Raw genomic sequence first — 26,317 nt, 5'->3', positions numbered from 1 at the left:
AACGAGGTTGGCGGTGGCACCGTCGATCTCGTTCGAGAATGTCGATCTCGACGCATGGCACGGGTCAGCCGCGGGCACGGTTCGGCGGAAACGGAACCCGGCCGCTTGTCCCCGCCGTCAGGGCGACGGCCACGGAGACGAGCACCAGTCCGGTCATCTCCCATACATTGGGCAGCTGACGCAGCACGACCACCCCCACGAGCAATGACGCGGCCGGCATGAGGGAGGACAGGAGTGCGAAGGCATCCGTGCCGAGTCGTCTGAGCACCACCTGCTCGAGCCCGTAGGGCACCGCGGTCGACAGCACGCCGACTCCCAGCACCGTGACAGCAGCAGTCGGCGAGGCGAGGATGGTGTCCGCCGTTCCCACGGCGAGGGGCGCGTAGACGAGCGCACCGGCGACCATGCCCACCGCAAGGGAATCGGTGCCCGCTCCGTCCGAGGCCACGCGCCTGCCCAGGAGAATGTAGGCGGCCCAGGCGACACCGGCGCCCAATGCGAGCAGGACGCCGATCCTCTGGTCAGGATCGCCCAGGTTCACCCCGAGCCCGGAGATGGAGGCGACGCCGAGAAGGGCGAGGATCGCAGCCACGCGCGGCCGCCATCCGCGGCCGGTCACCAGCGCGACCACGACCGGCCCCAGGAACTCCAGGGAGACGGTCGTCCCGAGCGGCAGCAGCGAGATCGCCGCGTAGAAGATGACGTTCATCGTGGCCGTGGCCACTCCGAAGGCGGTGGCCACGAGCAGTGTCCTCCTGGTCCATGCACGGCGCCAGGGACGTCTGAGGGCAACCAGCACGGCGGCCCCGACCACCAGGCGCCCCCAGGCCACTGTCATGGAGGGCATGAGCGAGAACAGGGAGACTGCCAGCCCCGCCCCGAGATACTGGGACAGGGAGGAGGCCACGAAGATCAACGGGGCCGGAAGCCGGCCCGCCGCGGAGCGGCCTCCCGCACTCACCCGGGCCAGAATTCCCGGATCGCTGCGGGTCAAGGCGCTGGATTCATGGCTCATCACGCCGACATTGTCGGGGTCCGGCCGTCAGCGCGCGAAACCGCAGCCGGCGAGTGCCCGGCCCCGCCTTCATCCCAGCGCCGCGGCGGCAATCAGGACGATGGGGACGAATCCGGCGGTCGTGATCAGCACCGCATCACGGGCCAGTGGCTTGGCCGCGCCGTAGCGCGAGGCGTACATGAAGACGTTCTGGGCGGTCGGCAGTGCAGCGGTGGTGATGGGCACGAGAAGTTCCGGTCCACGCAGGTCCAGGCCGAGCCCCGCCAGCGCCGCCAACCCGGGTACGACCAGCAGCTTCCAGCCCACCGCCCAGCGCAGGGCGACCCGGCTGGCGGCGTCGTGAGTCGGCTCGGGCGGCACCGCGGCAGCGCCGTCGGGCGGCGGCGTCCGCATGCGCGAGGCCGCCAGGCTCATGCCCAGGGAGAGCATCATGAGCGGCACGGCGATGCGCCCGAGGATGTCAAGGGTCTCACGCAGGTGCCCGCCGACGATGCCGCCCAGGTCCGCCCCGCTGATATTGACCGCGACCCCGGCGACCACGGCCAGCAGCAGGGGATTGCGCAGCGGAATGGTAAGAGTCGCCAGGCGCGAGGGGTTGCCGCGACGGGTGACGGTGTCGAGGATCGCGAAGGTCGCAGGCGTGATGACCAGGAGCTGGAGGAGCAGAACCGGCGCGATCGGGGCGGCGTCGCCCAGAACCAGGACGAGGACGGGTATGCCGAGGTTGGCGGCATTGACATAGCCGGAGGCCAGAGCGCCGATGGTCGCCTCCGCCGTCGTGCGACGCAGGACGAGGCGGTGCAGGACCCAAGCGCTCAGGATCGCCAGCAGTTCGGCCGCGAGCGCGGCGAGCGTGCCCGCGCTGGCCACCGCTCCCAGGTCGGCGTCGGCCAGGGTGAGGACCAGCAGGGCCGGGGTGGCGGCGAAGAAGCAGACGCGGGTGAGCACGGCGTCCGCGTCACGGGGGACGGCGCCGGTGCGCACCAGCAGCCATCCGACCGCGATCACGACGGCGAAGACGGCCAGCCCGCCGACGACCTCGCCCACGGGGCCTCAGCCGACCGGCTCGAGGTCCACCCACGTACCGGCGTGGTCGGAGACGACGAAGGTGCGGGTCCCCCAGGAGGCGGCTTGCAGGAGGGGGTGGCGAGCCCCGTTCCAGGCCGGTGCGCCCACCACCGGGAAGGCGGGCGCACCGTTGACGCCGGTGGGCCATGGGTCGGTCAGGACGTGGTCGATGCGCCGGTCGGGCCCCCATGCGGGGAAGGTGGGGCCGTCCCCCACCTGACGGCCGATACCGAGGGGGGCGACCTCCTCGGTACGTAGGTTGTAGTCGCCCGCCAGCAGGTGGGGACCGGGCAAGGTGGCGAGCGCGCCCCAGGCGGCGGCGAGCTGACCTGTGGCCGTGTCGGTGCGGGTGGCCAGATGGGTGGTGCCGACCGACAGGGTGCTCACGCCCGTCAGCGCGGCGTCGGTCAGGGTCAGGGTTGCGGTCAGCAGGTTGCGCATGGTGGAGGTCGCCAACTCGTAGCCGCGGGGGTCCCAGGCGGGGCGGTCGGTGACGCGCCGGGTGAGGGTGGCCGGTCCGCGCCCGAGGCGCTGGACGCGCCAGGCGGTCACCGGATGCCTGCTGAGCAGGGCGTTGCCGAAGCCCGCCGGCGGACGGCCCAGCAGGGCGCGGCCCAGGCCGAGCACGTCGTCGGAGGAATTGGCCAGGGCGGATCGCCGAGGGCGGCGGCGCAGCCCGGCGACAGGGCCGGCGCAGGTGGCGGCGAAACGGTAGTGCTCCCAGCCGAGCAGCTCGGCCAGGACGGCGGCCTGGTCGAGGTAACCGGAGCGGGCCTGCCCCTTGTCGACCTCCTGGAGGGCGACGACGTCGGGGGCGAGCTCGGCGATCTGGTCGGCCAGAACGACCAGGACGGTGCGGGCGGCCTCGGGGTCGGTGATGTCCGCATTGGCGACGTCGGCGGTGTTGGCCCTGTCGGCGCCGGAGCCGGAGCCGGCGGCGTCGGCGGCGCCCGCCCCGGGCAGGGCGTGCTGGAGGTTGAGGCTCAGCAGGCGCAGCATGTCAGGCCTCCTGGGCGCCAGCGCCGGCAGTACCCGCGCCGCCGGCACCGGCAGCGCCCGGGGTATCGGCGTCGAAGGTCAGACATACGGAGTTCATGCAGTAGCGCTGGCCGGTGGGAGTGCGGGGCGCATCGTCGAAGACGTGACCGAGGTGAGATCCGCAGGCGGCGCAGCGGACCTCGGTGCGCACCATGCCGTGGCTGGTGTCGGTCAGCAGGGTCACCGCCTCGGAATCGGCGGGGTCGTAGAAGGCGGGCCAGCCGCAGCCGGAGTCGAACTTGGTGGTGGAGCGGAACAATTCGGCACCGCAGCCGCGGCAGCGGTAGACGCCCTCGCGCTTCTCGTCCAGCAGACGGCCGGTGAAGGGGCGCTCGGTGCCAGCCTCGCGCAGGACGTGGTACTCGAGCGGGTCGAGCAGGGCGCGCCACTGGGCATCGGTGCGGGCGATCGCCGCAGGGTCGAGCCGCGGCGCCGATCGGGACTCCGCCGCCTCGCCATCGCTCCCGGCGCTCCCGGCATTTTCAGCGCTCCCGGCGCTCCCGACTCTGTCGACGCTGTCGGCACGGCTCTCGGTGTTGTCATCGCTCACGGACCCATGGTGACCCGTTGCCGGGACGGGCGCGAGCGGAGTTCACGCACCGGGAACGCGCGATCCGGTCGGTCCGGCGGACGAGCCTCCGCCGGACCGACCGGTGCCCGATCACTCGAGGTACTTCTTCTGCTCGTTGGTGGAGATGATGCTCGTGGACTGCCCGGTCGTGGTGTCCTCCTGACGCTGGGGCAGGGAGCCCTCGTCGCTGCGCCATTCGGCATCGCGCGCCAGGATCCGGCGCCGTCGCACCTTCTCGCGTCGCGTGCGACGCAGGAGGGAGCGGCCCTTGGCGGCCGCCCGCACCCGGGCGTCCTCAATGGGGTCGCCCTCCATCGGCCGTCGCACGGCGGTCGTCTCAGCACCGGGGGCGGCACCGGCGCCGTCGTCGTGCTGGAGGGAGACGAGCTCCTCGGCCAGGCGCGCCACCTGCTCGGGCTGGGGGTCGTGCGTGACCGCGACCTGCTCGACCTCCACGCGCGTGCGCGGCAGGGCGTAGGGCGCCTCCTGCTGGAGCCAGGCCACGATCTCCTCGCGCACATAGCACTGGAGGGCGAAGACGTCGGAGGGGTCTCGGCCGGACACCGCAATGCGCAGCGTGACCGTGCCGCCGGAGGTGTCGGTGACGTCGAGGTTGGCGGTGCGGCCATCCCAGACGGACGAGGCGGCGACGATGCGGGCGAGCTCGGCGCGCACCGAGGCGACCGGCACCCGCCAGTCCAGGTCGAGGGTGAGCGTGCCGGTGTGTTGCGTACCGCGCCGCGACCAGTTGGCGAAGGGGTTCTGGGTGAAGTAGGTCGAGGGGTAGATCAGTCGGCGGTCGTCCCAGACGCGGACGACCACGTAGGTGAGCGTGATCTCCTCGATATAGCCCTGGTCCTCCTTCACAACGACGACGTCGTCAACGCGGATCGCGTCGGTGACGGCCAGTTGGAGACCGGCGAAGATATTGCTCAGCATGGACTGCGCGGCCAGACCGGCGATCACCGAGACCAGACCGGCGGAGGCGAACAACGACCCCATGGCGAAGCGGGCGCTGGGGAAGGTCATGATCGCCCCGACCAGGCCGCAGATGACGACGATGGCCTCGGCGACACGCCGCAGGATCTGCGCCTGCGTGGTGACGCGGTTGGCGCGGCCGGGATCGCCCCCGGCGCGCACGCCGCTGACGATGGTGGCCTCCAGCGCCTTGATCAGGCCGACGATGACCCATGCGACGGACAGGATGATGCAGATGCTGAGCGCCTGCATGGCGTACTGGGTCCAGTCGGGCGTGACGACCGAGACGATGGCCACCTGCACGCCGAGGTAGGCGCCGATGAGTCCGCCCAGGGCGTACAGGGCGGTGCGCGTGTAGCGGCTGACCTCCGCGTACATGGTCTGGCGGCGTCCGAGCGCACGCAGCACGACCACGCCCACGAAGGCAAGGGCGATGCCCACGAGGGTCCCGAGGCCCGCCCGCCAGGCGATGGAGAAGACATCGACCGTGGTGGCGGCGACCGCTTCAACGGTCTGGGTGACGTCGGTGGTCGAAGGAGCGGAGGGATCGGTGGAGGGATCGGCAGTAGCAGTGGCATGGGCTGCAGGTGCAAGAGCCGTGCTCGCCAGTGCGGCGAGAGGGAGGAGGGTCATGGCGGCACCCTAGGACCCGGTCCTGGGAGACGGCTGTGCAAGGCCGGGCGGCGGGGCGCACGTCGAGATCGGTCGCTCTCCGCGCCGAGATCGGTCGTAATCCGCAGCGAGATCGGTCGGGTTCCGTGCCGAGATCGGTCCACTTCCGGCTCGAAATCGGTCGGGTTCCGTGCCGAGATCGGTCCGCCTCCTCCTTCCCGGACGATGGCGCCTCTCGGTATAGCGGACCCAGCGAGGCCAGGATACTTACGGTGCTCACAACGCTCTTTTACCCTTTGCTACGCCTCCTGCGGCCGTACAGTAAAGGGTAAAAGAGCGTTGTAAGCGTTATAAGCGCCGCAGGTGTCGGAAACACTGGAAGCACGTTCGCGCCGGCCAGCCAGTTCTCCGACGGCCTCACAATTCTCCTACGCACCACCCCGTCTACGCACCGCCACGTCTGCGCGCCACTCAAGCCATCGAGATCGACATTCTCGAACGAGGGCGACGGTGCCGCCGTCGATCTCATACGACAATGTCGATCTCGAGGAGGGGCGCCACAACCTCGACCTCATGTCCACCGATCGACGGACATCGTCCAGTGGACATCCATTCGAGCGATTGCACGAGCGATTGCACTGGAATACAATTATAGATGGCTCGTGGCGCCCATAAAAGCAAGAGCGCCCAATAAATCCAGAGGCAGAATATATCGAACGCTCCATGCAATATGGAAACATATTTTAATCAGCTATCAAAAGGCAACCCGGCAGTCAATGACGACGCACCCCAGGAACCCGCACCCACCCAGATTCCCACATTTGCATCTCTATGTTTGCCGCACCCGGAACCCCGCACACCCCCCTTCAGAACGACCGCCGAAGGCGCGAGAACCCCTTGATGACACTCGTTGCACCGGCCTTCACCTTCCCCACCCCGAACATGATCACTGGGAGCGGCGACCCCACAGAAGAACGCTAGACGTACTACGTGTGTCGTAGTACGTTGCTACCATGACACGCGCCCGACCACCGACTGGAAGAAACTTCGAGTGATCAGTGCCGACGCCATCCGCGGCTATATCGACCTCATCGTGCTGACGCTCCTGCGCGACCGCCCCTCCTACGCCTACGAGATCGCCAAGACCATCACCGAGGTCACCGCCGGTGAGTACGCGATCAAGCAGACCACCCTCTACTCGGCGCTCAAACGCCTGGAGGCCGCCGGACTCACCTCCTCCTACGCGGACACCTCCGCCTCCGGCAAGCCCCGCACCTATTACCGCCTCACCAACGACGGCGCTGCCTACCTCGCTGCCAAGCTCGCCGAGTGGGAGAGCACCAAAACCCTTATCGACCGATTCACACAAGGACGCCATTGATGGACGCCATCGACACCTTCCTCGACGCCATGTTCGCCCCCTACCCCACGACCCCGCGCCTTCTGGAAGCCAAAGGCGAGCTCCGCACCATGATGGAGGACGCCTACAACGACGCCATCAATAAGGGTAAGACCCACAACGAGGCCGTCGGCCAGGTCATCACCGACTTCGGCAACCTTGAGGAGCTCGCCCCCACCCTCGGCATCCTCCCCGACCTGCGCTCCGCCCAGGACGGGCAGGCCGACAGCGGGGCCGCCGCGTCCCAGACCGCGCCAGCGCCCACCCCATCCGTGTACCCCGTCGTCACCCTTCCCGAGGCGCAGCAGTTCGCCGAGGCCCGACGCCAGACCGGGCGGCTGCTCGGCTGGGGCGTCGCCCTGTGCGTTATCGCCCCCGCTCCGATGATCATCGGAGCGGGACTGAGCGGCGCCATCGACGGGTCCCGCGACTATTGGGCGACCCTCATCGGATTTCTTCTCAACCTGGGCCTCTTCGCCGCGGGAGCGCTCATCCTCCTGTGGCGCCGTAGGTTCTTCGCAAACTTCAAGCACCTGACCGACGGGCGGTTCATGCAGAACCCGGTCGTCTCCTCCTGGGCCGCGCGCCTGCGCGCCGACCATGAGAGTTCGCGGTCCCATGCCCTCATGATCGCGATCGGACTGTGGATCCTCGCGGCCGTCCCGATCGTGGTCGCCGGCATTCTCAGCGCGCTGACCGACCAGAACCTGTACATGGTTCTCGGCGTCGTCATCAATATCGCGCTCATCGCCGCGGGCCTGTGCATCGTCCTACCGGCCTCGTGGGCCTCCTCGGCTCACGAGACCCTCACGGCGGGAGGACTTCCGGTCGGCGCCGGTCCGGGCTGGCGCAGCCCGAACAACTTCGCCGGCGCCATCGCCCCCATCTACTGGCCCGTGGTCACCATGATATTCCTGGCCTGGGGGTTCCTGGCTGATGGGTGGACGATCTGCTGGATCGTACTGCCGATCGCCGCTGTGCTCTTCGCCGGACTCTCGGGCATTGTCTCCATGCTCAGCCCGGGCGGCCACACGCGCTCCTAACCCGGCTCCGACATCGGGGTCGAGCTCTGGACCGATCTCGGCGCGGAACTCGACCGATCTCGACGCGGAGTACGACCGATCTCGACGCGGAGTACGACCGATCTCGGCGAGGGGGGCGAAGAGAGAAAGAAGAGAGAAAAGAGCGAAGGCCCGGAACCTTGTGAGTTCCGGGCCTTTCGCAGTGGCTCCGACCGGCGTCGATCCGGTGACCTTTCGATTTTCAGTCGAACGCTCTACCAACTGAGCTACAGAGCCTCGGGATGGCATCGGCCCGGCCTTGCTAGACCGGACCGACCTTCCGCGACCTCGACGGGACTTGAACCCGCGACCTCCGCCGTGACAGGGCGGCGCGCTAACCAACTGCGCCACGAGGCCTCGTGTGGCACGAAGCCAGACTCTACGCGAGTCGCATCACTCGCACGAGTCAGTACCCCCAACGGGATTCGAACCCGTGCTACCGCCGTGAAAGGGCGGGGTCCTGGGCCGCTAGACGATGGGGGCCCACTGCCCTTGGCGTCGTCGCGCCTTGAACCGGGTAGAACAGTATGGGTCGGGGCCACCCCCGCGCAAATCCCCCGGGCGTGACCCTCCTCACCGCGGCGCGAACCCCGCGACCATCAGTAACCGCCACATGCCCACCGCATGCCCACCACACGCGCGTCATGGGCGAAACACCCCGAGAAACCATGAGAGGCTCATGGTCCATGAGCCCGGTGCACCTGTCCGACGAAGAGTTCGAGGCCGCCGTCGGCGACGCCCTGGACGCCATCCCCGGCGAACTCGCCGACCAGATGGACAACGTCGTCGTCCTCGTCCGCGACGAGCCCGAGCCCGAGCTGCTCACGGAGGCCGACTACGACGAGGACGGCCTGCCGACCCTTCTGGGCCTGTACGACGGCGTCCCCCTCACCGAGCGCGACGACGCCTGGTCGGTGGTCCTGCCCGATCGGATTCTGATCTTCAAGGGCCCGCTGGAGCGCTGGTGCGCGAACCGCGAGGAGCTGACCGCGGAGATCGGGGTGACGGTCATCCACGAGGTCGCCCACCACTTCGGCATCGACGACGACCGCCTCCACGAGCTCGGCTGGGAGTGACCGGGAGCGACTGGGAGTGACCGGGAGCGACTCGCCCGGCCCCGCACGCCCCTCATGGCAGAAACGGCAGAAGTCGGAAGCGGGATCCAGGAAGTCGGACGCGGAAAATGTGGAATAAGGGTGCAGAATTGCAAAACATGGACGACCACTCCTCCGCAAGTCCATCGCCCTCCATCGCACATCGAGCCGTGAGACGGCGCCCCGTGGTCCTCACCGGCCTGCTCGGAGTCGCATCCCTGGCGGGATGCGGTTCGCTGAGCTCGAAGCCCCGCCCCGCCTCCACTGACGACCCGGGCACGATGAGCCCCACCGCCGCCTCGGAGGACTCCTCCACCGAATCCGCCCCGGAGGCCAGCGCCTCCGCGACCCCGAATCCGCTCGATGGATGGACCCTCGAGCAGAAGGTCGGCCAGCTCCTCATGGTGGGCGCCGACACCTCCGGCCCTCAGATGGTCTCGATCGACGCCGTGGCCACCCACCATGTCGGCAACGTCTTCATCGCCCGGCAGACCCGCTCGGGAGCCGACTCCGTCCGCGGGGTCATCACCACTTTGACCGACCTGGTCGGCTCCGAGACCACCCACGACACCCCGCTGCTCGTGGCCACCGACCAGGAGGGCGGCCAGGTCCAGGTCCTGGGAGGCAGCGGCTTCTCCGACATCCCCTCCGCCTCCGAGCAGGCGACCATGTCCGCGGACGATCTCACCGCCAGCGCCCGGACATGGGGACAGGAGCTCGCCGACGTCGGGGTGACCATGAACCTGGCGCCAGTGGCGGATCTCGTCGACATCCCCGACCCGTCGAGCAACGCCCCCATCGGCAGGTGGGGCCGCGAGTACGGCCGGAGCGCCACGACCTCGCAGGACCGCGCCATCGCCTTCGCCCGGGGGATGGAGGCCGCGGGCGTCATCCCGACCTACAAGCACTTCCCGGGCCTGGGGCGGGTGACCGCCAACACGGACACCGCGGACGGCGTCACCGACTCCATCACGACGCGCTCCGGGGACCCGGCGGTCTCCGTCTTCGCCGAGGCGATCACCGGCGGAGCCAGGGTCATCATGGTGTCCTCGGCGATCTACTCGGCCATCGACTCCTCCGCGCCGGCCATGTTCTCGACCGTCGTCGTCACCGACATGCTCCGCGGGGACCTGGGCTTCACGGGAGTCGTCATCACCGACGACGTCTCGGCCGCGGTCCAGGTGGAGGCCTGGACGCCCGCCGAGCGCGCCGTCCGGGCCGTCAAGGCCGGCTGCGACATCGTCCTGGCCTCGGGGGACGCCACGATGGTGGCCGACATGGCGGACGCGCTCATCGCCGAAGCGCAAGCCGACCCCGCCTTCGCCCAGCGGGTGGACGAATCGGCCACCCGCGTGATCTCGCTCAAGGCCGGTTCCTGAAGCGTCGTCGAGGTCGACTTTTTAGAACGAGATCGACGGTGACACCGCCTGTTTCGTTCCAGAAAGTCGACCTCGACGGGATCCCGACGGAATGTGAGCTCACCTGGTGACGGTCGTCCCCTCCGAGGGGCCCTTGGTGTCGATGTACTTGGCGAAGCAGTGCTCGGCGTCGAAGCCCTGCGCATCGCACCAGGCGTTGGCCTCCTCGGCGCTGCTGTACGGGGTATCGACGATCGTGACCCACCACGATCCGCCGGAGTCGAAGACAGGCCACTCGTCGCTGAACAGAAGCTTCGCGTTGGAGTACTTCTGACGCAGCTTGAGGAACTCCTCCAGCGTGGTCCGGTTGTCCCAGGTGATGCCGTCAGCGACCAGCCCCGGCTTCTTGGAGGACAGCTGCGGCACCCACTTGCCGACGAGGTCCGTGGTCACGGAGGGGCGGTCATGGTCGACCTGCCAACGCAGAGAACCGCCCGCCGCACTCTCCTCGGAGGCCGGGTCCTTGCTCGTCGTGGACGCCGTCGCCGACGACGGGCCGGAGGAGCTCGTGGAATCCGGCGTCGCCCCGCTCGGCCCGGAATCGCGGTCCGGCGAGCATGCCGCCACGACGTTCTTGACGTCCACGTCATCGGCCGCACGGAAGAAGTGCCCACTGCCGAAATGGAGCGTGAGCGTCGTCTCCGCGCCCGAGAGCACCAGCGGCGAGCTCGAGAAGTCGAAGTCGCCCGACGCTATGACCGCATCGGCCGACCCGGTGCCGTCGGTGCGCGAGGGCCCCTTCACCTCGATGTGGTTGGCGGCTCCGCTCAGGACGTCGCCGTCGGCGCAGGAAGCGGTCATCTTGACCTCCACCTTGAGCTCGCCGTCTCCGTTCGTGAGGGAGGTGGGGGTGAGGGTGGGAGCGCTCCCGCACGCCGTCACGTAGTTCGCCGTCCTGGCACTCGTGACGGAGGCCGAGGGGGACGCCTTGCGCTTGTCGAGGCGGGACTTGCCGCCCTTACCGGTATCGGTCGAGGCAACGGAGCTGTGGGTGTCGAAGAAGCGCATCAGGTACCACCCGCCCGGTCCGCCGATGAGCAGCAGCCCCAGAACGATCAGGACCACGACCATCGTGCGGGATTTCGAGCGCCGGGGCGTCGGAAGCGGCTGGGCCGCAAGCATCTGTCCCTGCACCGGCATGAACTGCGCGGCGGGGGCGGGCATGGCCTGCGGCACGCCTTGGGACATGAGCTGAGGCATGCTCTGAGGCACAGCCTGGGATGCGGCCTCCGTCACGGGCACTGCTCCCGTATGGGCATCGACGGAGGCCCCCACCGGCGCGGCCCCGATCGCGGGCACCGCCTCCGTCTGCGGCACCGCATCCGCCGAAGGCGCAGTGGGCTCAGCAGGCGCAGTGGAGTCAGCGGAGTCCTGCGGTGCAGGTTCGTCCGGCGTCGCTGCTTCGTCCTCGGACGCGTCCTCCTCGACAGCATCGGCCGGCTGCTGGTCTGTGGTTTCAGGAGTCTCAGCAGTTTCAGCAGTCTCGACGGCCCCGGCGGCGCTAGCAGACCCGGCGGCCCCGGCAGATCCAGCCGACTCGGCCGACGGCGCCTCATCCTCCTGCCGAGCGGCCTGGGCCGCCCCGACGTCGTCGCTCACTGCGCCCTCAACAGCCTCAGCGACGTCGGTAGACTCGGCGGATTCGGCAGCCTCGGCGGGGTCAGCAGACGCGGCAGACTCAGGCGATTCGGCGGACTCAACGGATTCCGGTGATTCGGCAGGCTCTGCAGATTCAGCGGATTCAGCGGGCTCCGCGGATTCAACAGCCTCAGCGACCTCGGCGGACTCGGCAGCCTCAGCGTCATCCCGCTCATCGGCCGCGGCCTCCTGCGGGGACGACGCCCCTCGCGATGCGGCACCGCGCGCCTCCAATGCGGCCTGCACGGCCGGATCCTTCACCTTGGACAGCCACGCCAGCAGATCGGAGTAGGACGCAGGGTTCGCAGCCAGTGCGGCGTGCAGGTCGGGCCTGCGCTCAGCAATGGCGGCCTGGAGAGCGTAATCGTTCGTCTGCGCGGCCAGGGCCTCATCGGCCTGATCCGCCGCTGCAGCGAGCTGTTCAGGATCCATAGATGGGAAACCTTCCAGAAGACCTCTGGGATCGCACTCTACAGCAGCCTTCACCTCTCCTGACCGGGTATACGCCGCCCAGAAAGCCTCCGAAGACTGCAATGGCGCGGATCAGACGACCGATTCCAAACCTCGCAGGATGCAGAGGAGACGCAGAGCCGACCACCGCGAAACCGTCTACTCCCGCTATTCCCGCCCCAGGCGCGGCACTTCTCACCTCACGCGTTGAAGAGACGCCCTGTCCTGTCCCGACGGGCTCCGATAACCTCGCAGCATCATGCCGATGCCCCTGCTGCGAACCGCCGAACGGCTCATTCCCGCCCCCGACGCGCCTTTGCCCGAACCGCCATCGACCCGTACCCGCTCGCTGCTGGGCTGGCTCGCGCGCCGCGCCGCCGGGCCGCTGACGATCGCGGGCCTGGCCGCCGTCGTGGCCAACACCATCCAGGCGATCGTGCCGGCCTTCGTGGGAGCAGCCCTGGACTCCGGCATCGAGAACGGCCTCAACGCGCGCCTGTGGGCGATCTGCCTGAGCCTGCTCCTCCTGTTCGTCGTCTACGCCATTGGAGACACCGCTCAGTCCTATGTCGGGATGTACGCCTGGATGCGCACCAACTTCGATGTCACCCGACTCGTGGGGCGCCAGGTCTCCATCACCGGAGCGGGTCTGTCCCGCCAGGCATCCACCGGTGAGGTCGCCTCGATCGTGGCCTCCGACGCCCAGTACATCGGCAACCTGTTCGAGCGCCTGCCCCCGCTGATCGGCTCGGCCGTGTCCTTCGCGGTCGTGGCGGTGCTCATGGTCTCGGTCTCCGTGCGCCTCGGCCTCATCGTGCTCATCGGCATGCCCCTGGTCGCCTGGATCGTCACCCTGGTCATCAAGCCCCTCCAGCGGCGCCAGGCCGTCCAGCGCGAGGCCCAGTCCGAGGTCACCACCATCACCACCGATACGGTCGCCGGACTGCGCATCCTGCGGGGCATCGGCGGTGAGGACGTCTTCGCCCGCCGCTACCGCGAGGCCTCCCAGGAGCTGCGCCGACGCGGGGTCGAAGTGGCCGGCACCCAGTCGGTGCTCATGAGCCTGCAGGTGCTCCTGCCGGGCCTGTTCGTCGCCGTCGTCGTGTGGGCCGCCGCCCGCATGGCGATCGCCGGGGACATCAGCGCCGGCGAGCTCGTCACCTTCTACGGCTACACCGCCTACCTGTCGTGGCCGCTCATGGTGTTCTCGAACTCGGTGCAGGACTACACGCGGGCCATGGTCGGGCTGCGGCGCCTGGGCAGACTGCTCGACGTCGTCCCGGCCGCCGGCACCACCGCCGAGCGCCTGGACCTGTCCCCCGCCGACGGCACCGCCGAGGACGGGCGGATCATCGACACGGCCTCCGGGGTGCGCTTCGCACCGGGCCGCATGACCGCCGTCGTCGCCGCCGATCCGGGGGCCTCCGCGGCGCTGGCCACCCGACTCGGCCGCTTCGACGACGACGCCCCCGTGGTGACCCTGGAGGGCCGGCCGCTGACCGACATGCCGCTGCGCGACGTGCGCGCCTCGATCGTGGTCTCCGGCGCCACCGCCGAACTGTTCACCGGCACCCTGCGCGAGGCCCTCGACGTGCGCCGCGCCGCCGCACCCGAGCCCGTCGGCGTGGGCGCGCTCGTGGCTGCGGAGGCCGAGCGCGCGGGCATCGACGCCGTCGACCAGGACGTGCGCTCCGCCGCAGCCCGGCTGCCCGGGGACGGCCGGCTGCTGACCGCCCTGGAGGTCGCCGACGCCCGGGACGTCCTGACCTCGCTGGATCGGGGCCTGGCCGGCATGATCACGGAGAAGGGGCGCTCGTTGTCCGGCGGTCAGCGCCAGCGCGTCGCCCTGGCCCGCGCCCTGCTCACCGAGGCTCCCGCCCTCGTGCTCATCGAGCCCACCAGCGCCCTGGACTCCCACACCGAGTCGCGCGTGGCCCGTCGCCTGCACGCCGCGCGACGGGGGCGCACCACCGTCATCGCCACCGAATCGCCGCTGGTGCTGGAGGCCTGCGACGAGGTGATCCTGCTGGATGACGCTGGCCGCGAGCGCGCACGCTCCACTCACCGCGAGCTGCTCGCCCGCGCCCGCCGGGGCGACCCGAGCGCACTGGACTACCGGGCCGTCGTCGCCCGGGCCTACGGCGAGCAGCCGGACGACTGCCCGCCCAGCGACGCGGACGCCGGCGACGACGACTGCGACACCGACCGCCGGGAGGTGACCCCCTGATGGCGCTCCCCGTCGCGCCCGGCAAGGTCGCCATGCGCAAGACCTTCCGGATCATGGCCTCCTACCGGTGGCGGTTCGCCGGCGTCCTGACCGTGCAGGTGATCGCCGTCCTGGCCACGCTCGTCGCCCCGCAACTGCTGGGCCGTCTGGTCACGCGCGTGGCCTCGGGCACCGGAACGGCCGGTTACGTCGATCGCATCGTTCTGCTCATCGCGGCCGTCACCATCGTGGGCGCGGTCATCAACCGCTTCGCCCAGAAGCACGCCCGCACGCTCGGCGAGTCGGTCTTCGCCGACCTGCGCGAGCGCATGATGCACCGCGTCGTCCACCTGCCGCTGAGCGCAGTCGAATCCGCCGGCACCGGCGATCTCGTGGGCCGCACCACCAACGACGTCTCGCGCATCGAGTTCCTCGTGCGCGTGGGCATCCCCCAGATCATGGTGTGCACGGTGACGATCGTGTTCACCATTGTCGCAGCCGCCGTCAGCGACCCGCTGCTGGCGGCCGGGCTGCTCGTCGTCGTGCCTCCCGTCTGGGCCATGATGAGCTGGTACCTGCCGATCTCGGTGCCCGCCTACCGGGCACGCTCGGCGGCCTCCGCCCGCCTGAACGGCGCAGTGAGCGAAACCGTGGAGAACGCCGAGACGGTCGACGCCCTGGGCATCGGGGCGCACCGCGAGGCCGTCATCGCCGCCTCGGTCAAGGAGGCCTGGAGCCTGGAGCGGTACACCGCCGGGCTGCGACTGCGCCTGCTCCTCGTCCTGGACATCGCCTGGCGCGCCCCCGTCGTGGTCATCCTCCTGTGGGGCGCCTTCCTGGCCGCCGGCGGGCACGCGGGCCTGGGGGCCATCACCACGGTCGCCCTGTACGCCATGGAGCTGCGCAAGCCGATCGCCCAGCTCATGTTCTGGATCGACCTCGTCCAGGTCTCCCAGGCGTCGCTGTCACGCATCCTGGGAGTCGAGGAGGTCCCCGAGGACCGCTCCCCCACCGGCGCCGCCCCCGACGGTCACCGCATGGTCCTGCGCGACGTCCGCTTCTCCTACCGCGAGGGCGCGGAGGTGCTCCACGGCATCGACCTGGACCTCGTGCCGGGCGAGCGGCTGGCCGTCGTCGGCCCCTCGGGATCGGGCAAGTCCACCCTGGGGCGCATGCTGGCGGGTATCAACCCGCCCACCTCCGGCTCGGTGACGGTGGGCGGGGTGCCGCTGACAGACCTGACCGAGGCCGAGCTGCGCCGCCACGTCGCCCTGGTGACCCAGGAGCATCACGTGTTCGTGGGCACGATCGCGGATAACGTGCGCCTGGGGCGCCCCGACGCCGATGACGCCACGATCCGACGCGCCATCGAGGCCATCGGAGCGGACGCCTGGGTGGACGGGCTCAAGGACGGAATGCACACGATGGTGGGCTCGGGACATCTGACACTCACCCCGGCCCAGTCCCAGGAGGTGGCCCTGGCCCGCCTGGTGCTGCTGGATCCGCACACCCTCATCCTGGACGAGGCGACCTCCCTGCTCGATCCGCGCGCCGCGCGCACGCTGGAGCGGACACTGTTGACCGCGCTGGCGGGGCGCACGGTCATCGAGGTGGCGCATCGCCTCTACACGGCCCAGGACGCCGATCGTGTGGCCGTCGTCATGGACGGGCGGATCGTGGAGCTGGGCACGCACGCCGAGCTCGTGGCGCTCGGCGGGGAGTATGCGGGCCTGTGGGAGGCGTGGAGCCAGGAGTAGGCGGGTCACGCCGGCCTCGCTCATCACCTCGCTTACTACGCCCCTTCCCCGCTTACTACGCTTCTTACCCCCGTACAGCAAGGGGAGAAGAAGCGTAGTAAGCGTCCGAAACCCACTCGCCGTCCGCGCAGTACCACGCCGAGGCTCGCCATGTGAGATTCTGTGCGCGGTAGATTCATGCACAACGCTCCCGCCATGAGCGCCCGCCCCGGACGAAGGTCGATCCTATGACCCAACAGCCTCAACCGCCTCGAACACCACCCGCAGCCGCGTCACGCCCCGGTCAGCCCTCCATCGGCGAGCTGATCAACCGCATCTCGGAGAACATCACGGGACTGGTCAAGGGCGAGATCGAGCTGGCCAGGGCCAAGGCCCTGCGCATGGCCAACACTGCCGGCGTCGGTGCGGCCCTCCTGACAGTGGCCGCCATCGCCGCCCTGTTCGGCCTCGGCTTCCTCCTGAGCACCATCGTGGATCTGCTGGCCATGGTGATGCCGGTATGGGCCGCCAAGCTCCTCGTCGCCATCATCCTGTTCGCGGTGGCCGTGGCGACAGCGCTGCTGGGCAGGGACAAACTGCGGGAGGCCAAGGCCGACAAGCCCGAGCCGCAGGTGCGGCTGCGGGAGGATGTCGACGCCGTGAAGAAGGCCGTCGCCTCCGGTCTGGACAAGGGCGGCCGGCAGTGAGCCCGCGGCAGTCGAAGCAGAATCAGCGGAACTCCGCGAAGTCCCCGGAGGCCATCGAGTCCGCTCTGGCCGCGCAGCGCGCCCAGCTGATCGGTGATGTCGAGGCGCTCAGCGCCCGGCTGGCCCCCCAGGCGCTGACGTCGATGGCGCGCAGGTCCGCGCAGGCGACCGCCGCGGAATGGCGCAGTCGCGCCAGCGTGGGAACGGCTCGCCTCAAGGCGCGCGTCGGCCTGGTCAAGGACGATCCGCTGGTGGGCTCAGCCGATTCGGCTGCGTCGGTTGACGCGGCGGGGCCCGGCGTCCGGTCCGCGAGCCGCGGAGCTCCGGGTGCCGGAGTCACAGGACTCCCCGCCGCGGTCGGCAGCAGGCTGTCCCGCCTGATCGATGACGCCCGCGACGGCGACCCCGCCTCGCTCGCCATCGTGACCGGCACCATCGTGGTGCTGGCGGGGTGCAGCGTTGTCGCCGTCGTCAAGGCGGTGCGACGATGAGCGAGGGGACGGGGACAGGGCCGGAGCGCCGGCCCGGGTCTGCGCCGCGGGCGGACGCGGCGCAGACGCCCGAGACGATTGAGGCGCGGCTCAATGCCCAGCGCGAGGCGCTGTCGGCCAGTGTCGATGAGCTGGTCGCGCGGGTGGACCCGCGGACCCAGGCGCGACAGGCCGGGGAGGATCTGCGCGACCGCGCCGATACCACCGCCGCAGAGCTGCGCGCCCGCGCCTCGGACCTGGTCGGGCGAGCCCGCCGGACCATCGAGGACGCGCGAGCGGGCGACTCGGAGGCCGTCAAGCGAGTGGCCGCGGTCGCCGGCGGGGCGTTCGCCGTGTCCCTGATCGCCGGTCGGCTCCTGCGACGCTGAAGTTCGCCGGGGCTCCCGGCCGGGGCTCCCGGCACGGCGTCTCAGGCGTGTGCGGTGCCACGGCCACAGGGGCGACACGGAATGGTGTCAACACGTGCGCTCGTTGTACGGTTGCCCCACGACACATTTGCCCAAGTGAAGCGCGACTACGTGCGCGCCCAGAGATTGTTGGAGGGGGTCGAGCCTATGGGGCGCGGCCGTCAGAAGGCCAAGGCGACCAAGGTCGCCCGTAAGCTCAAGTACTTCAGCCCGGCGACCGACTACGCGGCACTCGAGCGGGAGCTCGTTTCCAGGTCGTCGAGCACCGAGTCCGACGACGAGGTCGATTACGAGCAACTGGCCGCCAAATACGCGGTCGACGATGACGACTGGGACGACTCGGATATAGACGATGCGGGAACGAGTCGTCGGAGCTGACTGAGACTGAATAAGCGAGAGGGTCGGCAGGCATATCGCCTGCCGACCCTCTCGCGTGTCCGGACGCCGGGCGCCGGGCGCGTCCGGGCCTCTTCTGGCTCGTCTGAGCGCACTCGGGCTCGCCCGGCCCACCCGGCCCATAGGGGCATGACGGGACCAGCCGGGGCTCTTGCGGAGAGCGGGCGCGTCGTGCATACTTCAGACCAGTACCGACCGACGGTCGGTTGAAATGTCTGGAGACACCATGCGCCTGCTATCCGTCCTCGTCATCGGCTCCCTCGTCAGCTCCATCGGCTCGGGCATGACCGCCTTCGCCCTGGCGACCTGGGCCTTCACCACCTTCGGCACCGCCTCATCGGTCGCCATGATCGAACTGTGCGCCCTCGCGCCGATCGTCCTGCTGAGCCCGCTCGCCGGCGTCCTGGCGGACCGGCACGATCGGCGCACCATGATGCTGCTGGGTGACGGCGGCTCGGCCCTGGGCCTGGCCACGGTCCTCATCGCCGTCACCCGCCCCGAGCCGAGTCTGCTCCTCGTCCTGGCGGGCGTGACCGTGAGCTCCTGCCTGGCTGCGCTGACCGAACCGGCCCTGCGGGCCACCGTCAACGAACTCGTTCCCGCCGAGCTCTACACCCGGGCCTCCAGCATGCTGCAGATGGCCTCCTCCTCGAAGTTCCTCCTGTCCCCCTTCCTCGCCGGCGCGCTCATGCCCCGCATCGGCGTGGCGGGAGTGCTGCTGATCGACGCCTCCACCTTCGTCGTCACACTCATCTGCACGCTCCATGTGCGCAGGCGGGCCACTTCCCCGGCGATCGCGGCGGATCCGGGCTCCCTGGTGGCGCAACTGCGCGCAACCGCCGCCCTGCTGCACCGGGACGCCCCCGTGCGCACCGTCGTCCTGCTCGGCAGCCTGCTCACCGTCGTCCTCGGCACGCTCCAGGTTCTCCTGCCGCCCGTGCTCCTGCCCCTCTACCCCGTCTCGCAGGTCGGCACCGTCCAGTCCGTGGCCGCCTTCGGCATGCTGGCAGGCGCCCTGATCGTGGGGCTGCTGGGGAAGGTCCCGTCGTGGGCGCTGCTGGCCACCGGGCTGGCGGGCCTGGGCGCGAGCATGACCCTCTTCCCCCTGATGCACTCACTGGTGGGAGTCGGAGCGTGCTGCTTCGTCGTCTTCGCCTCGCTCGCCTGGTGCAACACGGGTGCGGACGTCGTCGTGCGCACGCGCGTCGCCGATGATCACCAGGGGCGCGCCTGGGGACTCATCTCACTGATCACCCAGACGGGCTTCCTCCTGGCCTATGCGACCTCCGGCCCGCTGGCCGATCACGTCTTCGAGCCGCTGCTGCGCCCCGACGGGCCGCTCGTCGAACTCCTCGGAAGCGCCATCGGCATCGGCGAGGGCCGCGGGACAACGCTCCTGATCGCCCTGTGCGGCCTGGGCGCGATCACACTGATCCCGATCTCGATGTCCCGGGGCCTGCGCGAGATCCGTCCGGCCCGCGAGGCCAGTGAGGATGAGGATCCGGCGCTCCAGCCCGCCACGGCGCACTGAGCCCTATTGACCCCTCCCCGACCCACCCGGGCGGTATCGCACTCAGGCAGTTCAGGCAGTGCGATACCGCCCGAAGACGTCGACGGCGCCGCCGTCCACGCCCTTGGTACCGGCCACCACCCGCCCCTGCGGCTCATAGGCCTGCGCCTCGTGAACACCTCCGAGCACCCAGGCGGACATCTCGCTCCCCTGCGCCACGCGCAGGACGGCCTCGGCCGAGTCGGGGGCCACGACGGCGACCATGCCCACCCCCAGGTTGAGCGTGCCCTCCAGGTCCTCCCACGGGACGGACCCGAGGCGCCGCACAAGGTCGAAGACGGGCGGAACGACCCAGCCGGAGCGGTCGACGTCGGCAATGGTCCCGGCGGGCAGGACACGGGCGAGATTCGCCGCCAGCCCTCCGCCGGTGACGTGGGACAGCGCGTGGATCGGTGAGGGCGCAGCCTCCGAACCGAGCGCTCCGATCATGGCCAGACACGCCTTGGCGTACAGACGGGTCGGCTCGAGCAGCTCCTCGCCGAGGGTCCGGCCGAGCTCGGGCACCTGGCGCTCCAGGCCCCAGCCGGCGTCGGCGATCACGCGCCGCACGAGGGAGTACCCGTTGGAGTGCAGGCCCGAGGAGGCCAAGGCGATCAGGACGTCGCCGGGGCGCACCCGCTCGGGGCCCAGCACCCGATCGGCCTCGACGACTCCGGTGGCGGCGCCGGCGAGGTCGTACTCGTCCGCCTCCATCAGGCCGGGGTGCTCGGCGGTCTCCCCGCCCAGCAGGGGCGTGCCGACGGCGGCGCAGGCCGTGGCGACGCCGCGGACGATATCGGCGATGCGCTCGGGCACCACGCGCCCGCAGGCGATGTAGTCGGTCATGAGCAGCGGCCGGGCCCCGACCACGACGATGTCGTCGACGACCATGCCGACCAGGTCCTGGCCGATGGTGTCATGGACGCCGAGGGCCTGGGCGATCGCGACCTTCGTACCCACGCCGTCGGTGGAGGTGGCCAGCAGGGGGCGGCGGTAGTCGCGCAATGCGGAGACATCGACCAGACCGGCGAAGCCGCCGACCTCCCCGACCACGGCCGGCGTCATGGTGGCGGCCACGGAGGCCCGCATGAGTTCGACGGCGCGGTCGCCGGCGGCGGTGTCCACGCCGGCGGCCGCATAGGTCGTCCCGGCAGCGGCCGGCGCAGACTCGGGCACGGGCTGGGGGTGAGAGCTCATCGGTTGCTTCCTTCAGCGGGATCGTGTGCTGGGGTTGCGGCGGGCACGGCGGATGCGGCGTCCGGGCGCGGCGGAGCAGGGCGGGCGACGGGGAGCGGGCTGCCCGAGTCCAGATCCGGGCGGGTGATCCGCTCCGGGGCGACGGGCGATGGGCGGGGCGCCCCGCCGGCGGCGCCGGCGTCGTCGGCACGGCGGCGGTAGACGGCGGGGACCCGGGAGATGGGCAGCGTGCCCACCGCCGCTCCCTCGGCGGGCGGAGTGATGGGGTAGTCGCCGGTGAAGCAGGCGGTGCACAGCTCGCTTCGGGGCTGCCCGGTGGCCTCGACCATGCCGTCCACGGACAGGTAGCCGAGCGTGTCGGCGCCGATGGACTCGCGGACCTCCTCCACGCTCATGCCGGTAGCGATGAGCTCGGCGCGGGTGGCGAAGTCGATGCCGTAGAAGCATGGCCACATGACCGGCGGGGAGGAGATGCGGATGTGGATCTCGGTCGCACCGGCCTCGCGCAGCATGCGCACCAGGGCGCGCTGGGTGTTGCCGCGCACGATGGAGTCATCGACGACGACGAGCCGCTTGCCCTCGATGACCTCGCGCACGGGGTTGAGCTTGAGGCGGATGCCGAGCTGGCGCAGGGTCTGGGTGGGCTGGATGAAGGTGCGCCCGACGTAGGCGTTCTTGACCAGGCCCTGGCCGTAGGGGATTCCGGAGGCCTGGGCGTAGCCGATGGCGGCGGGCGTGCCGGACTCGGGGGTGGCGATGACCAGGTCCGCCTCGACCGGGTGCTCGCGGGCCAGGGCCGCCCCCATGGCGTTGCGGGAGGCGATGATGCTGCGGCCGGCGATCTTGGTGTCGGGACGGGCCAGGTAGACGTACTCGAAGACGCACCCCGAGCGGCGCGGGCGGGCGAAGTGGGTCGAGCGCACGCCGTCGGCGTCGATCTCGATCATCTCGCCGGGCTCGATCTCGCGCACCGTGCTCGCCCCCACGATGTCGAGGGCCGCGGTCTCCGAGGCGATGACCCAGCCGCGCTCGAGGCGCCCCAGGACCAGGGGCCGCACGCCGTGCGGGTCGCGGGCTGCGTACAGGGTGTGCTCGTCCATGAACACCAGGGAGAAGGCGCCGCGCAGCATGGGCAGGACGCGACGGGCCGTCTGGGAGACGGTGAGCGGGGCCGGGCGCGCCGCCTCGACCGGATCGGCCTCGAGGTAGAGATCAGAGTCGGCATCGGTGGCGGCGTCGCCGACGAGCGAGTCGTCACGCGTCGCCAGGCGCCCGCGCTCGGAGACGAGATTCATGAGTGCGGCGATAACGGCGGTATCCGTCGAGGACCCGCGGCCGAGCTCTCCGGTGAGGTCCTCGCCGGTGGCGGCGCGCACCGCCGCCATGAGCTCGCGGGTGTTGGTGAGGTTACCGTTGTGGGTCAGGGCCAGGGTGGAGCCGGCGACGGGGCCGAGCATGGGCTGAGCGTTCTCCCAGGTGGTGGCCCCGGTGGTGGCGTAGCGGACGTGCCCGACGGCGAGGTGCCCCGTCAAGGAGGACAGGGAGCGGTCGTCGAAGACCTGGGAGACCAGGCCGAGGTCCTTGTAGACCAGGATGTTGGAGCCGTCGGTGGAGGCGATGCCGGCGGCCTCCTGGCCGCGGTGCTGGAGGGCGTAGAGCCCGAAGTAGGTCAGGCGGGAGACCTCCTCGCCGGGGGCCCATACGCCGAAGACGCCGCACTCCTCGGCCGGGTCGGGCTCGAGCTCGGCCGTGCGGTCCACCGGTGCGGGCTCCTGAAGCGGGGCGACGCCGTCGGCTGAGACGACGGCGTCGAGCGGGACGGGGCGGGCGTTGGTCAGGGTGCTGTCGCCGGGGCTCACGCGACCAGTCTTCCACACACGTCCGCGCGCAGCCTGCTCAGGCGGCAACGGACCGAGCACGGCGAGCACAGATGGGAGGACATGCCCCCCTCAGTCCTTCTCGGGCGGCGCGACGACGGTGATGACGCTCGAATCGTCGCGGTCGCCCAGGCCGTGGGCCGCGCCCTGGAGATAGAGCTGCTCGGCCGCGGCCGCCACCGGGGTGGACAGTCCGGCGCCCTTGGCGGCGGAGGAGACGATGCCCATGTCCTTGACGAAGGTGTTGAGAGTGGCGCGCACCTCGACGTCATGCGGGCCGCCGGCGTCCTCGTCGTAGGCCTGAAGCATGCGCGGGCCGCGATCCCCCAGCATGAAGGAGGAGGCCGCCCCGGACATGAGGGCCTTCAAGGCGACCTCGGCGTCCAGGCCGAGGGCCCGAGCCAGGGCCAGGGCCTCGCCGGCCGCGGCGATGTGGACGCCGCACAACAGCTGGTTGACGGTCTTCATGGCCTGGCCGTCGCCGGGCGCATCGCCCACGCGCACAAGCGTGGAGGCCATGGCGTCCAGAACGTCCTCGGCTGCCGCCCAGGCGTCGTCGTCGGCGCCGACCACCACGAGCAGATCGCCGGCGCCCGCGCGCGCCGGGCCGCCGGAGACGGGGGCGTCGACGAATCTCAGGCCCGCCTCGGCCAGGCGGGGGGCCACGGCGCGAACCCCGGCATCGCCGACGGTGGAGGTCAGCAGGACGACGGCACCGCGCGCCATGTGCGGGGCGATGCCGGTCTCGCCGAAGAGGAGCTGCTCGAGCTGCGCCCGATCGCGCACGGCGATCAGGACGACGTCGGCGCCGGCGACGGCCTCGGCGGCGGTCCCGGTCGGGACGACACCGGCCCGCTCCGCCAGGGCGCGGCGCTCGGCGACGACGTCGAAGCCGCGGACCGGGAACCTCTCCGCCAGGTTCGTGGCCATGGGCAGCCCCATGGCGCCCAGTCCGAGGACGGCGACGGCTGCGGCGGTGGTCATCTGGCCTCCTGCGATCGTTCGAGCCGACGGGCCCGGCGGGCGCGATCAGCTGTTGAGCGTGGCGACGACCCGGGCGAGGGAGTCGTCGTCGCCGACGTTACCGGCGAACACGATGTAGGGCACACCGGCGGCGGGCCCGTCCTGCGGCTCCCACAGGGAGACGATGCCGGGCAGCATCGGCCCGCGCACGATGGCCCGGTTGACGCCCAGGCCGCGGCTGGCGACGTCGGAGGAGGTGATGCCGCCCTTGGCGATGACGAAGCGGGGGCAGCGCGCGGCGACGATCCGCTGAACGACCTCGACGACGGCCGCGGACACGCGCCGGGCGAAGTCGAGGGACTCCTCGGCGTCCCTGCCCGCGACGAAGGCGCCGCCGCGGCGCACCACGACATTGCCCGTGGCGAGGGCCTCGACGGCCTGCTCGGCAACGGCGAGCACATGGGCGTCGCGCCGGTCGGGGTCGAGCACGGTGGGCACGTCGAGCACGATCTCGGGGGTGGAGGTGGCGGCGCGCAGGGCGTCGACCTGGCGGCCGGTCAGCCCCACGTGGGAGCCGACCACGACCAGTCCGCCGACGGCGTCGGAGGCGGGGGCGAAGTCGGCGGGCTGGGCCTGGGCCGCGGTCAGCGGAGTGCGGGGGGACTGGCCGATGCGGGCGCGGACGAAGGGTGGACCAACGCGGTAGACGAAGGTCGAGCCGGCGTCCTCGGCGCGCTGGAGAGCCCGGGCCAGCAGAAGCAGGTCGTTCTCCTCGACGCAGTCCACGGCGATGGGGGCGCGATTGTGGGCGGCGGACAGAGTGGCGACGACGGCGTCCTCGTCGGTGCGCAGAGTGGCCAGGTCGATGACGGTGACGTCCTCGGCCCTCACGGCGCCGTCGGTCTTCTCCTCGACCCAGGCGGGCAGGTCCGAGGCGGAGTAGCCGAAGGTCTTGTCGCCGGCGAACTCGGTCTGCCCGACGGGGACGAAGCCGGCCTCCGCGCTGCCCGCGTAGTGCGTGCCGTGGACGGTGATGCGGCCGGCGTCGGGGAAGGCCGGGGACAGGATGACGCCGTCCACGCGGGTGCCCGCGCGCTCGAGGAGGTCGGCGATGGTGGCGGGCTCGAGGGGGTAGTGGCCGCGCAGGGTGGAGTCGGAGCGGGAGACGAAGGAGACCGGGCGGCCGACGCGCTCGGCTGCGGCCAGGGCGTTGGTGACCACCTCGACGTTGAGCCGCTCGGCGTCCGCCGGGTCGAGACTGCGGGAGTTCGTCATGACGTAGACGGCCGGCGCCCCGGTGGACAGGGCCCAGGTGAGGTCCTCGACGCTCCATCCGGTCACGACGGGCAGGTCGGCGACGGACTGGGTGCCGGTGGGGTCGTCGTCCAGGACGACCAGGGCGCGGGTCAGGGACGCGGCCACGGCGGCCGGGTCGACGACGGGGCCCGCGGGCAGGCCCGCCGTGAGCTCGTCCAGGGTCTTCATGAGTGCACTCCTTCGTGTCTTTGTTTTCTTGTATCTGCTGTGTTCGCGGATGCGTCGGTTCCTCGGATCACCGAATCGCCGGGGGCGGGGCGATCAGGACCATCAGGTGATGTACTCCAGCAAGTCGTTGGTGGTCTGGTCCATGTGGGCGCGCATGGCCGCCTGGGCGGCGTCCGGGGAGCCGAGGCGCAGCGCCGTCAGGATGTGCTCGTGCTGAGTCACGGCGTGGGCTCGTACCTTGTGGCAGGACGAGGTGATCCGGCGCGCCACGACGAGCTCGTCGCGCAGCGGGGCGAAGGTGACGCTGACGAACGGGTTGGAGGCGGCCTTGATGATGTGGTTGTGGAAGTCGAGATCCGCGGCGGCTGCGGCATCGACGTCGTCGGCGGCGTCGGCCCGGCGCAGCTCGGCGATTGCGGCCTCCATGCCCTGCAGCCGATCGTCGGTGATGCGCGCGGCGGCGAGTCCCGCGGAGCCCACCTCGAGCATGCGGCGCACCTCGAGCAGTGCCAGGCCGACCTCGCGCTCGGAGCCGTCGCGACGGGCGAGGGCGACGAGGCTGCCGAGGTCCTGCCAGGCCTCGGGCTCGTTGACGTAGGTGCCCGAGCCCTGGCGCGAGGACAGGACGCCGCGGGTGACCAGGACCCTGGTGGCCTCACGGGCGGTCAGGCGCGAGACGGACAGATCGGAGGCGAGGGCGGCCTCACCGGGCAGGGCCGTACCGGCCGGATAGGTGCCGCTGACAACACGACTCAGCAGCTCCTCGACGGCGGCGTCGACGCGGCTCCGGCCCACTTCCCTCTCCCCCTAACTCCTCTGAGGACTTGCAGGAGTGTACGTGGAGGGTGGTGCGAAACGCAATAGACCCCTTTCTGGGGCGGCCCGCGTATTTCCTTGATATTTCACTTGAAAACATTCCCGGCGGCAGCATCGCGCACGCCGGATCGCCTTAGAGGCCGGC

Annotated in this window: 22 protein-coding genes and 3 tRNA genes; 11 read left to right on the top strand and 14 right to left on the bottom strand. The window is 70.6% G+C overall.

Annotated features, from left to right (window positions below):
• Positions 1–64: 64 nt before the first annotated feature.
• From W5W_RS0104650 to W5W_RS0104630, 5 genes are all read right to left on the bottom strand, one after another.
• Positions 65–1,015, bottom strand: coding sequence for an EamA family transporter (locus tag W5W_RS0104650; protein WP_017194543.1), 951 nt, complete (start codon positions 1,013–1,015; stop codon positions 65–67).
• A gap of 69 nt (positions 1,016–1,084) precedes the next feature.
• On the bottom strand, positions 1,085–2,062 hold the full coding sequence (locus W5W_RS0104645) for an AEC family transporter (RefSeq protein WP_017194542.1): 978 nt from the start codon (positions 2,060–2,062) through the stop codon (positions 1,085–1,087).
• A gap of 6 nt (positions 2,063–2,068) precedes the next feature.
• Positions 2,069–3,082, bottom strand: coding sequence for an endonuclease/exonuclease/phosphatase family protein (locus W5W_RS0104640; protein ID WP_017194541.1), 1,014 nt, complete (start codon positions 3,080–3,082; stop codon positions 2,069–2,071).
• Between the two features lies 1 nt (position 3,083).
• Complete coding sequence (msrB, locus tag W5W_RS0104635) at positions 3,084–3,671, bottom strand: peptide-methionine (R)-S-oxide reductase MsrB (protein ID WP_017194540.1); 588 nt, start codon at positions 3,669–3,671, stop codon at positions 3,084–3,086.
• Between the two features lie 111 nt (positions 3,672–3,782).
• The gene (locus tag W5W_RS0104630; RefSeq protein ID WP_017194539.1) at positions 3,783–5,303 is read right to left on the bottom strand and encodes a mechanosensitive ion channel family protein; all 1,521 of its coding nucleotides are present in this window, start codon (positions 5,301–5,303) and stop codon (positions 3,783–3,785) included.
• Between the two features lie 1,030 nt (positions 5,304–6,333).
• Between W5W_RS0104630 and W5W_RS0104625 the strand changes: the two genes are divergently transcribed.
• Both W5W_RS0104625 and W5W_RS0104620 read left to right on the top strand, forming a co-directional pair.
• Positions 6,334–6,663: a PadR family transcriptional regulator gene (locus W5W_RS0104625; protein ID WP_017194538.1), complete on the top strand. Its 330-nt coding sequence runs from the start codon at positions 6,334–6,336 to the stop codon at positions 6,661–6,663.
• Positions 6,663–7,724 carry a permease prefix domain 1-containing protein gene (locus W5W_RS0104620; protein WP_017194537.1) on the top strand — a complete coding sequence of 354 codons (1,062 nt, stop codon included), beginning with the start codon at positions 6,663–6,665 and terminating at the stop codon, positions 7,722–7,724. Before W5W_RS0104625 ends, W5W_RS0104620 begins: the two co-directional genes overlap by 1 nt.
• Before the next feature lie 182 nt (positions 7,725–7,906).
• Here the strand turns inward: W5W_RS0104620 and W5W_RS0104615 are convergent.
• From W5W_RS0104615 to W5W_RS0104605, 3 genes are all read right to left on the bottom strand, one after another.
• Positions 7,907–7,979 (bottom strand) — tRNA-Phe (locus tag W5W_RS0104615).
• Between the two features lie 46 nt (positions 7,980–8,025).
• Positions 8,026–8,099, bottom strand: a tRNA-Asp gene (locus tag W5W_RS0104610).
• A gap of 53 nt (positions 8,100–8,152) precedes the next feature.
• Positions 8,153–8,225: transfer RNA gene (locus W5W_RS0104605), tRNA-Glu, on the bottom strand.
• 203 nt (positions 8,226–8,428) lie between these two features.
• On the opposite strand from W5W_RS0104605, the gene W5W_RS0104600 reads away from it, so the two are divergent.
• Together W5W_RS0104600 and W5W_RS0104595 are read left to right on the top strand one after the other, a co-directional pair.
• On the top strand, positions 8,429–8,818 hold the full coding sequence (locus W5W_RS0104600; RefSeq protein ID WP_017194536.1) for a metallopeptidase family protein: 390 nt from the start codon (positions 8,429–8,431) through the stop codon (positions 8,816–8,818).
• 137 nt (positions 8,819–8,955) lie between these two features.
• A complete protein-coding gene (locus tag W5W_RS0104595; protein WP_029574077.1) occupies positions 8,956–10,215 on the top strand; it encodes a glycoside hydrolase family 3 N-terminal domain-containing protein in 1,260 nt (419 codons plus the stop codon).
• Positions 10,216–10,314: 99 nt separating this feature from the next.
• Here the strand turns inward: W5W_RS0104595 and W5W_RS0104590 are convergent, their stop codons facing one another.
• The gene (locus tag W5W_RS0104590) at positions 10,315–12,324 is read right to left on the bottom strand and encodes a variant leucine-rich repeat-containing protein (RefSeq protein WP_017194534.1); all 2,010 of its coding nucleotides are present in this window, start codon (positions 12,322–12,324) and stop codon (positions 10,315–10,317) included.
• Positions 12,325–12,601: 277 nt separating this feature from the next.
• Between W5W_RS0104590 and W5W_RS0104585 the strand changes: the two genes are divergently transcribed.
• The 7 genes from W5W_RS0104585 (at position 12,602) to W5W_RS0104555 (ending at position 19,816) form a co-directional block, all read left to right on the top strand.
• Complete coding sequence (locus W5W_RS0104585) at positions 12,602–14,569, top strand: ABC transporter ATP-binding protein (protein ID WP_017194533.1); 1,968 nt, start codon at positions 12,602–12,604, stop codon at positions 14,567–14,569.
• Positions 14,569–16,305 (top strand): ABC transporter ATP-binding protein, encoded by a 1,737-nt coding sequence (locus W5W_RS0104580; protein ID WP_017194532.1) that lies wholly within the window; start codon positions 14,569–14,571, stop codon positions 16,303–16,305. Before W5W_RS0104585 ends, W5W_RS0104580 begins: the two co-directional genes overlap by 1 nt.
• Positions 16,306–16,532: 227 nt before the next feature.
• Positions 16,533–16,991 (top strand): phage holin family protein, encoded by a 459-nt coding sequence (locus W5W_RS0104575; RefSeq protein ID WP_017194531.1) that lies wholly within the window; start codon positions 16,533–16,535, stop codon positions 16,989–16,991.
• On the top strand, positions 16,988–17,482 hold the full coding sequence (locus tag W5W_RS0104570) for a hypothetical protein (RefSeq protein WP_017194530.1): 495 nt from the start codon (positions 16,988–16,990) through the stop codon (positions 17,480–17,482). Before W5W_RS0104575 ends, W5W_RS0104570 begins: the two co-directional genes overlap by 4 nt.
• Positions 17,479–17,850: a DUF3618 domain-containing protein gene (locus W5W_RS0104565; protein WP_017194529.1), complete on the top strand. Its 372-nt coding sequence runs from the start codon at positions 17,479–17,481 to the stop codon at positions 17,848–17,850. The genes W5W_RS0104570 and W5W_RS0104565 overlap by 4 nt, the downstream gene beginning before the upstream one ends.
• Positions 17,851–18,036: 186 nt before the next feature.
• Complete coding sequence (locus W5W_RS0104560; protein WP_008730933.1) at positions 18,037–18,267, top strand: DUF3073 domain-containing protein; 231 nt, start codon at positions 18,037–18,039, stop codon at positions 18,265–18,267.
• A 244-nt stretch (positions 18,268–18,511) separates the two neighbouring features.
• Positions 18,512–19,816, top strand: a complete 1,305-nt coding sequence (locus W5W_RS0104555) for an MFS transporter (RefSeq protein ID WP_017194527.1) — start codon at positions 18,512–18,514, stop codon at positions 19,814–19,816.
• A 51-nt stretch (positions 19,817–19,867) separates the two neighbouring features.
• Here W5W_RS0104555 and purM read toward each other — a convergent pair whose 3' ends face one another.
• From purM to W5W_RS0104530, 5 genes are all read right to left on the bottom strand, one after another.
• Positions 19,868–21,031 (bottom strand): phosphoribosylformylglycinamidine cyclo-ligase, encoded by a 1,164-nt coding sequence (gene purM / locus W5W_RS0104550; protein WP_017194526.1) that lies wholly within the window; start codon positions 21,029–21,031, stop codon positions 19,868–19,870.
• Positions 21,028–22,890 carry an amidophosphoribosyltransferase gene (purF, locus tag W5W_RS0104545; protein ID WP_017194525.1) on the bottom strand — a complete coding sequence of 621 codons (1,863 nt, stop codon included), beginning with the start codon at positions 22,888–22,890 and terminating at the stop codon, positions 21,028–21,030. The genes purM and purF overlap by 4 nt, the downstream gene beginning before the upstream one ends.
• A 90-nt stretch (positions 22,891–22,980) precedes the next feature.
• Positions 22,981–23,892, bottom strand: a complete 912-nt coding sequence (locus W5W_RS0104540; protein ID WP_017194524.1) for an NAD(P)-dependent oxidoreductase — start codon at positions 23,890–23,892, stop codon at positions 22,981–22,983.
• Between the two features lie 45 nt (positions 23,893–23,937).
• A complete protein-coding gene (locus W5W_RS0104535) occupies positions 23,938–25,356 on the bottom strand; it encodes a four-carbon acid sugar kinase family protein (protein ID WP_017194523.1) in 1,419 nt (472 codons plus the stop codon).
• A gap of 102 nt (positions 25,357–25,458) precedes the next feature.
• The gene (locus W5W_RS0104530) at positions 25,459–26,151 is read right to left on the bottom strand and encodes a FadR/GntR family transcriptional regulator (protein WP_017194522.1); all 693 of its coding nucleotides are present in this window, start codon (positions 26,149–26,151) and stop codon (positions 25,459–25,461) included.
• Positions 26,152–26,317 lie beyond the last annotated feature (166 nt).

This window comes from Actinomyces massiliensis 4401292, from assembly GCF_000269805.1.
Taxonomy (GTDB): Bacteria; Actinomycetota; Actinomycetes; order Actinomycetales; family Actinomycetaceae; genus Actinomyces; species Actinomyces massiliensis.
Note: the sequence above shows the minus strand (reverse complement) of the source record. Positions and strands in the feature narration are given on the sequence as shown.